Origin of the sequence: Microcystis sp. M061S2, assembly GCF_020245605.1 — a bacterium.
Taxonomy (GTDB): domain Bacteria; phylum Cyanobacteriota; class Cyanobacteriia; order Cyanobacteriales; family Microcystaceae; genus Microcystis.
In genome coordinates, this window is the sequence record NZ_JADBUP010000023.1 from 85,748 (window position 1) to 95,200 (window position 9,453).

The 9,453-nt window shown below is 45.3% G+C and carries 9 protein-coding genes and 1 pseudogene; 3 read left to right on the top strand and 7 right to left on the bottom strand.

What is annotated here, in order from left to right:
- Positions 1-9: 9 nt before the first annotated feature.
- The 4 genes from IM475_RS05165 to IM475_RS05180 are packed head-to-tail and all read right to left on the bottom strand — an operon-like array spanning position 10 to position 3,660.
- The gene (locus tag IM475_RS05165) at positions 10-1,218 is read right to left on the bottom strand and encodes an ABC transporter substrate-binding protein (RefSeq protein ID WP_287726895.1); all 1,209 of its coding nucleotides are present in this window, start codon (positions 1,216-1,218) and stop codon (positions 10-12) included.
- Between the two features lie 4 nt (positions 1,219-1,222).
- Positions 1,223-2,005, bottom strand: coding sequence for an ABC transporter ATP-binding protein (locus IM475_RS05170; protein WP_004159510.1), 783 nt, complete (start codon positions 2,003-2,005; stop codon positions 1,223-1,225).
- The gene (locus IM475_RS05175; RefSeq protein WP_287726896.1) at positions 2,002-3,117 is read right to left on the bottom strand and encodes an acyl-CoA dehydrogenase family protein; all 1,116 of its coding nucleotides are present in this window, start codon (positions 3,115-3,117) and stop codon (positions 2,002-2,004) included. Before IM475_RS05175 ends, IM475_RS05170 begins: the two co-directional genes overlap by 4 nt.
- Positions 3,118-3,129: 12 nt before the next feature.
- Positions 3,130-3,660: a DUF4242 domain-containing protein gene (locus tag IM475_RS05180; RefSeq protein WP_287726897.1), complete on the bottom strand. Its 531-nt coding sequence runs from the start codon at positions 3,658-3,660 to the stop codon at positions 3,130-3,132.
- 459 nt (positions 3,661-4,119) lie between these two features.
- Between IM475_RS05180 and IM475_RS05185 the strand changes: the two genes are divergently transcribed.
- Positions 4,120-4,305: a hypothetical protein gene (locus IM475_RS05185; RefSeq protein ID WP_002731861.1), complete on the top strand. Its 186-nt coding sequence runs from the start codon at positions 4,120-4,122 to the stop codon at positions 4,303-4,305.
- Positions 4,306-4,499: 194 nt separating this feature from the next.
- On the opposite strand, the pseudogene IM475_RS05190 reads toward IM475_RS05185, so the two are convergent.
- A pseudogene (locus IM475_RS05190) lies at positions 4,500-4,725 on the bottom strand (transposase); the annotation flags it as partial.
- 194 nt (positions 4,726-4,919) lie between these two features.
- Here IM475_RS05190 and IM475_RS05195 point away from each other — a divergent pair.
- On the top strand, positions 4,920-6,203 hold the full coding sequence (locus tag IM475_RS05195; RefSeq protein WP_287659075.1) for a protein kinase domain-containing protein: 1,284 nt from the start codon (positions 4,920-4,922) through the stop codon (positions 6,201-6,203).
- Between the two features lie 32 nt (positions 6,204-6,235).
- Here IM475_RS05195 and dps read toward each other — a convergent pair whose 3' ends face one another.
- Entirely contained in the window at positions 6,236-6,769 is a 534-nt protein-coding gene (dps, locus tag IM475_RS05200; protein ID WP_287659074.1) for a DNA starvation/stationary phase protection protein Dps, read from the bottom strand.
- A 195-nt stretch (positions 6,770-6,964) separates the two neighbouring features.
- Positions 6,965-7,696: a glutathione peroxidase gene (locus IM475_RS05205; RefSeq protein WP_287659073.1), complete on the bottom strand. Its 732-nt coding sequence runs from the start codon at positions 7,694-7,696 to the stop codon at positions 6,965-6,967.
- Between the two features lie 618 nt (positions 7,697-8,314).
- On the opposite strand from IM475_RS05205, the gene IM475_RS05210 reads away from it, so the two are divergent.
- The gene (locus IM475_RS05210) at positions 8,315-9,265 is read left to right on the top strand and encodes an undecaprenyl-diphosphate phosphatase (protein ID WP_287726898.1); all 951 of its coding nucleotides are present in this window, start codon (positions 8,315-8,317) and stop codon (positions 9,263-9,265) included.
- The last annotated feature ends 188 nt before the right edge of the window (positions 9,266-9,453 follow it).

The following is a 9,453-nucleotide window of genomic DNA, read 5'->3' on the forward strand; positions in this document are numbered from 1 at the left end:
TTCAGACCTTTAAAATTTGATCGTCTCGATGCGGGAGAGATTATTCGGTAAGCCGAAAGCTTTCGGTCCGCCCACCTGTTGCAAGGCATTACGGACAAAAGAGTCATCCACCAGATCCCGGGCCACCTGTCGGGGTTGCAGTTTTTGGAGAAAATCGGTATTTCCTTCTACCTGAGTGATTTTTAGTAAGCGTACCAGTTCCTCCGTATAGGAAGGGAAAGGATAGGGCTGGAAATCGATCCGGTTGACCTGCCAAGCTGGATTCTCGATCGCCCCGTCTTTTTTATAGAAATTGCGATCGTAGTAAGTAAGCGCCCGTTGCAATACTGGCAGCGGGTGAGGGGTATATTTTCCACCATCTTTAGAGAGAATCCGGGCTACTTCGGAGCGATTGCCCCGGGACCAGAGTTGAGCTTTAACGAGGGCGTTTACCACCCTCTGCGTCCATTGTTTCCGTTGCCTAATATCCTCCTCGTGAACAAAGACAACGCAACAGGCGTGATTCTTCCAGACATCGCCGGTGAAACGGAGAACCCTACCGGTTTTGAGATTTTCCGCCGCCGCGTTGAAAGGTTCAGCAACGATATAACCGCCGATGCTCTTATTGGCGAGGGCTGATACCATATCCGGGGGCGGGAGAACCACTAGATTAACCTCGTTAGAAGCGATCGGCGCGTCCTTGGCTTTGCGAACTATTTTCAGCCCGTTACGTTGTAAGAGTTGTTGCAAGACCAAATTATGAATGGAATACCAGAAAGGAACCGCGATCGTTTTGCCTCCCAATTCCCTGGGATTTTCAATATCGGGAAGGACGGTGAGGGCTGAACCGTTGGTATGGTTCCAAGCGACGATTTTAGCGGGGAAATTGCGCCCGTAACGAATCCAGATCGAGGTGGGAAAAAGAACATGAATAACGTTCACCTGCCGGGCGAGAAAGGCTTCAACAATCTGCGCCCAAGAGCGGAATAGGCGCGGTTGTTCGGCAGTTAAACCTTCCGCTTGATAAAGTTTTCGCGAGTGGGCCACCAATAGGGGGGCGGCATCCGTAATCGGTAGATAACCGATTTTCACAGGCTGGTCGTTGGCATTGGCGTGAACGGGGAGATTCCAATTATCGGCGGCGATCGCTGCTCCGAAGGAACTGGTAAACAGTGCCGAAAGTTTCAGGAAATCTCGACGGCTCATGCCGCAACAAGCACAATTATCGTGTAGGTTCATAGATTTACAGTGTCATGACAAGGGCTAATTCTTGAAAAATTGACTGGCGCAGATCACTCAAAAGCTTGGCTGACTCGAAACGGGGTTTCGGCATCGAGATGGTCCATTCTCGGCGGATGCCCACCGGATGACGGCCCATGAGAAGAACTCGATCGGCCACTAATAGGGCCTCGTCGATGTCGTGGGTAACGAGGAGAACCGTGCTGTTATAGAGAGCTATGACTTCTAGGAGGAGTTTTTGCATCTCGAAACGGGTGATCGCGTCGAGGGCGCTAAACGGCTCATCCAGGAGCAGGAGAGAGGGGCGGCGGGCAAGGACGCGGGCTAGAGAAACTCTCTGAGCCATACCGCCCGATAGTTGATGAGGATAGGCACGCTCGAAGCCCTCTAGTTTGACGCTTTTAACGGCGGTGTGAACCCTTTCGCGCAATTGCTGATGATCGAGGCGGGGCATCCGCTTTAATTTCAAACCAAAAGCCACGTTTTGCCAAACGGTTAACCAAGGTAAAAGGGCGGGGGATTGAAAGACGATCGAGCTGCGGATGTCTGGTGCTTGTAGGGGTCGTGAGTGCAATTGTATTTCTCCGCCATCGGCACTTTGCAAACCAGCGGCGGTAGCAAGGAGGGTAGATTTACCGCAACCACTGGCCCCGAGCAAACAAACCACCTCACCGGAGCGCACCTGTAGGTTAATATCCTCAAAAACGGTACGGTAGCCATGGCGGGTTTTATAGCGTTTATGGAGATTTTTTAGGCTGAGGACGGGGTAATCAGTGGCGATACTCATTGCCTCACCCCCGCTCGCTCGAGTTCGCCAGGGAGAATTTTATCGGTAGAGGACTGACGTTGTAATTCTCTTTCCAGTTGAATCAGGCTCGGAGTTAACACAGGTAAAAAGGCGACCTCGCGCAGCCGTCGGGCCGTGTCGCTATTACGGAAATAGCCTTTTCCTCCCTTAATTTCCGCTTCTAACCATACGGATTCCACCGCTAACCGGGTAATGTCCACTCTGAGGGTGAATAGTTGGCGTGTTCGTCCGAGATCGAAGCTTTCTAGGGTGCTGAATTGCTCGATTGTCTTTTCTAGACGAGTCAGACGCTCCCGGGCGAAGAAATAACGATCGCTGGCTACCGCTGCCTTTCCCCCTAAACTTTTCTCTGTCTCCCCAAGGGATTTACGCGTAATGCCAAGGGCCAGTCCGCATTGTAACAGCAAGAAACAGGGGCGGACTGAGGGTAAAAATTTTGCTGCTTCCAAGCTGATAATCCAGTCGTGAGATAACTGAACTCGATCGAATTCAAGGGTACTGGTGCGGGAAGCTTGTAAACCCAATAATTGTAGGTCTTCACCCCGTTTTAACCCCTCTGCGAAGGAGGGAAGGGCGAGGATAAGAGTTTGTCCAGATGTGGTTTGAGCGGCAACGGCTACTATGAATTCTCCGTTAGAGTCGAGGTTAGAGGCCCAGGGCAGGAAGCCATTAACAGTGACGTTTTCTCCTTCGATCTTTGCCTGTAAACGCAGCTCCTCGATCCCGCCGAGGTACTTCATGGCGTTGGAGAGTCCTGTCGCTCCGGCTATCTCTCCCTTGAGAACAGCCGGTAGAATTTTGTTTTGTAGATAAGTGTTATTACTGGCTGCCAGATATTGAATGAAGACGCGCTGACACCAGAAAACAAAACCGGTGGTCAGGCAGCATTGGGACACAGCGGAGATCGCCTCTACTGCCTGTAGTAAGGAGCCACCCCGGCCGCCTAAGCTTTCAGGTATAGCATAGCCGAACCAGCCCGATTCTCCTAGCTTGGTTAGGGCCCAACCGACGTTGAGATTAGCTGTACCGTTGTTGAGGTCAGTGGCTCTTTCTTCCAGAAAAGAAAGAATTTCGGAGCCTCGATCGAGCATAATTGTTCTCTCCTAGGGGTGAATATTTTCAATCGAGGTCAAACTATCTATAGGTGCGCCGACCACTTCTCTGGCTCTTTTTACCGCCGCTTCATCGGGACTATCGTAGAAACAGAGACATTTACTCAAGTCTTCGCAAACATAGGTCCGCTCGAAACTGACTTCCGGCACTTGAGCATAAAGGGGGGTTTTCTCCGCTTTTCGTTGCAGGTAAGTTTCCATCGTTAGCCCCGGGGGTAAATTCCACTGTACTAGATAGTTGGCTTTGTCTTTGCGCTCTCGCACAGTGGCTAAGTCCTGCCCAATCAAGCGCATTTCCTTGATTAGTTGCCAACCTAGCCCAGCGTTTTCTAGTACTTGTTCGAGGGAGGCCCGATCAATCGCTTTGATAATCAGGAATAACCGCCCTTCTGTTTCACCGATTAGGGCTTCGATTAACTCTCCCTGGGATTTTGATGCGAGTGTGGCAATGCGCTCCAATATCTCGCTCACTTGTTCTTTTGTCCTTTCTTGTTGATCATCCTCTACTAGATATAGAGTCATAATTCATCTGAAATACATTTACAATACATTTGAGTTTACTGTCTTTGGGAAAAAAAAGCAATATTTTCAAGAGCCTGAAAACGAGGTGACACGGGAGTGGATGGTTCAAGACCGTTTCGCTCAAGTTGCGGCTATAACCCTTGCCTTGGGTGATATGCGTGATCTTCTCAGGTGGCTGAGACTCACAGTCTGTGTAAAGTGCCACTGATACTAAATCCGTTGAGTGCAGGCTACTTATGAGGAGAGGCAAGAGGCAATAGGGGGAATAAATAATCAGTTTTTAATAACCGAATTTAGTATGACTCTCTTCTGCCTAGAATGACAGAAGAGAGATAAGTTGTGTTGAGAAATGTGTAGAGTTGGAGCCGACCCTTGACTGCAACCTAAGCTCTCGTGATAACTTGTATAGGAGTTATCGACAAGACCCCCATCAGCTAGACATACCCTTCCAGTTTCTCTATGTTTCATCCCAACCAATCGGAAACCCGCGAAGATATCCGCGAGTATGTGGCCCAACTACAACTTCACATGGCTTTACAAGCTCGTAATCTCGTGCCTAGTCTGACTAATACTAGAGATAGTCGCGAGAAACTGCTGCAGGATACCCAGGCGACTATTGAAAAAATCGTTTCTCGTCATTTCTAGTTGACCGATTTTAGCATAGTCACTTGAGCCACAGGACAGGCGATACAAGTGCCAGAATTGTCACTGCGGAGACTGTCAATAATCTCGATGCCTCCGCTTCTGCAAGAGCAAGAATTGTCTCCTGTCCATCAGTAGGCATTTACCTTGTGGTGACAGCAAAGATAAGACCACCGGTTTTTTCGGTTGTTTATACTTTAGATGGTCATAATCTGAGATTTATTAAACTTCTGAAATCGTAGGAGTTAGCAAGGAATCCAGTTCATTTTTATGTTTCAAATAGGCATCATTCAGACATCCATAAATAGCAGAAGAAAACTCATAAAAGTTTTCATAATATTTGGCATATAAGCATTTATTTTTAACAAATTTACACAGCCTTTCAATTAAATTAAGATTAGGCGAATAAGGCGGGAAATAGAGAAACTATATTAACAAGGAAAAGTTTAAGTTGTGAACGTGCGAAGTATAACTGAAATAGGACTACTATAGCAATTCTTTCTAGGTAAGACGGGAATTTTTCATCAATTGTTAAAATATTAAAAGGATGCTAAAGATGGCGGCTAGAGTTTCCAGAGTGAGCTATCCTAGAGATACTACTTACTCCATCCTCCCCCATGCTCGATCGAGTTCTCCATAGTCGTTATCAAGTCCAACAGTTACTAGGAAAAAAAACTATCTTAGCGAGGGACAGACACACCACCCAGTTAGTTATCATTAAACTTATTCCTGTTCCTAGGGGTCAAGGGAGTCAGTTTATCGGAGAAATAACTGGTAAAATTGCCCTGTTGCGACAACTCTCTCACCCATCTCTCCCCAAATACCTCGATAGCTTTGAGATAGATTCATCCCAGGAACAAATCATCGCTATTGTCCGACCTTATTTATCAGCGCAGCCTTTAGAAAACTATCTTAACTCCAGTTATTTATTAGCAGAACAAGATCTCAAACAAATTGCCAAATATCTTTTGGAGATTCTCTCCTATCTGCATCAGCAGGATGTCCCCCTTAACCACGGCAATATTAAACTTAGTAATATTCTCTTTGATACCCAGTCCCATCGTTTTTATCTAGTTGATTTTGTCTTTGATTCCGATTCTCCCACCACCGACTTACAGGATCTAGGTAAAAGTTTGATCAGTTTAGCCACGGGGATTAAGCATCGTTACATACCCGAAAACTTTGAGCAAAAAACTAATCTAAGTGCTTTTTTCATCTATTGGTTAAAAAGATTATCAAACTCCCCCCCAGACCCTCATTTTCGTTCGGTGACAGAAGCTTTAGCCAGCTTATATAGTTGTCAATTGATCTTAGTATCTATTGGCAATCTGACCAAACCCTACGGCAGCGAAGTTACTGTTTATAAAAAAGATAATCTCCTGCAAATAAAAATCGCTAGTAAAACCAAACAAAAGTTTTTCAACAATCTCAAAACCCAGTTAAGACAGTTTTTACCATCCCTATTCTTTACGATCATTCTCTTAACCATAGTCGGTATTTATGATCTCAAACTGGTCGCTTTTTTAATCCCGATTATCCTAATTTTTCTGCTCAATTTAATCTCCTCTAGTTTATCTTGGCAGTTATGGAAATCTTTTTGGCAGGGGGAACTAGAGTTAAAAATTACCCCCAAAAAAGTTTCTTTCTACCAAAAACTCTGGGGGCTGAAATTTAAACTAACTGCCGATGCCGCTAGTTGCGAAATTTATAGTCTCATTCGTCGCAATGTCACCGTCACTATGCAGGGAGAAAATGTTAATATTATTCCTCCTTCTCTGGTTCTCGTTGCCAACCATCGAGAATATGTTATCACTGCCAGTGAAGATGTTAGCGAAGCCGAATTAGATTGGTTGGCACAACAGTTAAGTGATTGGCTACGTTTACCGATTACGAGAATTTAAGGTGTATTAAGCTAAGTTAACACACCCCAAATTTATTCGATAACATCTTCCGATTTAATCAGATGCGCTTCTAGGAACCAGAGACGTTTATCGATGTCCCGGGAGATTTCTGTATAGAGATCTGCTGTGTCTGCATCCCCTTGATTGCCAGTGGTATCAATAGCAGAACGAAGATGGGAAGCGTATAAGGCATAACGTTCGGCTAAAGCAACGATATGTTCACTACCATCGACGATATCAGCCGGATATTCTGGGAGAATCGAGTTAGCGGCAGCGATGCGCGCTGTTCCCAAAGCGGTTCCACCTAAAGCGGTAATCCGTTCTGCTACCATGTCCCCATAGCCTTCTAATTCCGTGGCCATTTCGTCGAAGAGGCTGTGCAATTGGTAGAAATTTAAACCTTTTACATTCCAGTGGGCCTGTTTAACCTGAGTTTTTAGGTCTAAACTAGCGGCAAGGGTTTGGCTTAAGATTTCAACCACAGCTTTGCGGATATCTAATGCTAAATCGATACGAGTGGCGTAGTATTGTCCCGTGGTTTTGGTTTTGACTGGAGTGGCTACCATAATCTTTCTCCTTGAATTGAAAAACAAAAAAGGTTCTCTTGGACATTGGCTGAAAAATCTTCACTATGTTTACATTATGAGCGCAAGTCCTGCGCCCTTGTAACAGGTGACAGGCAACAGTAAGCCGTGAATCAGTTGCAAAATTTAAGAATGTCCTAAACTTAATGCCTAGTCCTTTATCTAGCTGATAATTGATTATGCTTCTAAATAAGCCGCTAATTCTTCCGAACCGCCAATTAATTGCCCGTTAATGAAGACTTGCGGGGTGGTGGTATTGCCACTCATGGCCCGCAGAGAACGACTGCTGGCATCGCGTCCGAGGATAATTTCTTCGTATTGTAGGCCTTTTTCTTCTAACATTTTCTTGGCCCGGAGGCAGTAGGGACAGCCGACTTTCGAGAAAAGAGAGACTAAAGGCGGTTTTTTGGCTTCTGGGTTGATGTAGTTTAGCATCGTTTCCGCATCGGAGACTTTGAAAGGATCTCCCGGTTCTTCCGGTTCGATGAACATTTTCTCGATAACACCATCTTTGACTAGCATCGAATAGCGCCAAGAACGTTTACCGAAACCTAAGTCAGCTTTATCGACTAACATCCCCATTCCTGCGCTAAATTCGCCGTTACCGTCGGGAATTAAAAGGATATTATCACATTCTTGGTCTTTTGCCCACTCGTTCATGACAAAGGTATCATTCACCGACAAGCAAACAATAGTATCTACGCCATTTTCCCGAAAAACTGGGGCTAATTCGTTATATCCGGGTAAATGGGAGGTGGAACAGGTGGGAGTGAATGCCCCGGGTAAGGCAAAAAGAACAACGGTTTTTCCTTTGAATAATTCCTCGCTGGTGATGTTCACCCATTGATTATTTTGACGCACGGGAAAGGTGACATCGGGAACTCTCTGCCCTTCTCGGTTTGGTAGCATAATCGTCAACTCCTAATTGCTCAGTCGTACTCATTTTGAGTTTGTATAAATTAAGTGTACTCATAACGACTATGAGTTGTCAACAAGTATTTATGCTTAAATCAGGAGACAGGAGACAGGAGGCAACAGGCAACAGGCAAGAGTCTCCAAGAAGGAATCTGGCAATTCTCCCACCTAAAAAGAAGATTAGAAATAAGGTTTTAGATTCGTCCCTTGTTATCAGTTACTTCTGTCTCCTGTATACTGTCTCCTGTCTCCCCCCGCAACGCGCACGAAGTGGTCTCCCCACTTCCCCACCTCCCAATTCATAAGAGTTCTTGCATAATTAATTTTTGAGAGTGCAAAAATGAGAAAAATAGACATAAAATTGCATAAAATCCCTAAATAGAGCATTTAATTGATTAATGCTCATTCTTAATTCTCCTGACGACCGACTACTGGCTTCTGACTCCTCACCTAACGGAAGATTTTTGATTTTTGCAAGAGGTCTATAATTGATAATTCATAATTCCCACTTCTCCCCTCTCCCTACTTCCCCACCTCCCAATTCATAATTCATAATTGATAATTCATAATTCCCACTTCTCCCCACACCCCAACCCCTTTTTTTACTGAAAAATGATGTTTTCCTTCCTGAAAAAAAGCTATAAATGGCTAGGACTAGCGATAATAACGGTGATTTTGGCGATTACACCCGCCGCCATTGCCCAATCAACCACTAGCACCATACCTCTGGCAAAAATTAACTGGTTACAGGCGATTTTTTTGGGATTTGTGCAGGGAGTGACGGAATTTTTGCCGATTAGCAGTACCGCTCATCTAAAAGCGATTCCCGTCTTTTTGGGTTGGGGAGATCCCGGTGTCACCTATACAGCAGTGATTCAATTGGGCAGTATTGCGGCGGTATTATCCTATTTTTGGCAGGATTTAAGGCAAATATCCACAGGAATGGTGAAAGCGGTGGCTAGTTCCGATTATCGTTCCCAGGATTTTCGTTTAGCCCTGGGGATTATCCTAGGCACAATTCCGATCGTTTTCTTCGGTTTGTTAATGAAACTTTTCATTCCCGATTTAGATAACTCCCCCCTGAGAAGCATGACAGCGATCGCCTGTGCCTCCATAGTCATGTCTTTACTCTTAGGTACGTCCGAAAAAATCGGGAAACATAAACGCAGTTTTGAGACTTTGCGACAAAAAGACGGGGTTTTAATGGGATTAGCCCAAGCTTTAGCCCTAATACCGGGGGTATCTCGTTCTGGGTCTACCTTAACTGCCGGGTTATTCATGGGTTTAGAAAGGGCCGTAGCAGCGCGATTTTCCTTTCTGCTGGGGATTCCGGCGATAACTTTAGCCGGTTTAGTGGAATTTAAAGGCGTTCTCGACCAGATTAACACCAGTGAATTAATTCCCCTGGGTATTGGGGTAATTTCCTCGGCGATATTTTCCTATCTTTCGATCGCTTGGTTATTAGATTATCTCAAAAAACAGAGTACCTGGGTTTTTGTCTGGTATCGTCTCTTTTTCGGGGTTACTATCCTGATTGGTGTGGCCTGGGGGCGTTTTTCCTAACTTTTTGGCATTCTAATTAATTTCCAAAAAATCTCGCAATTTTTTTAGATAAGTAGGGTTTGCTGAATAAATTTGAAATGTAGGCAAAGTAAAGGTTTTGGGGCTTTTCTCGCGAAACAGGTGCAAGATTTTGAGAGAATCGTCGTTCAAAACCTTGCGTCTTCATCGGCCCGCGTCCTGTAGGGGCG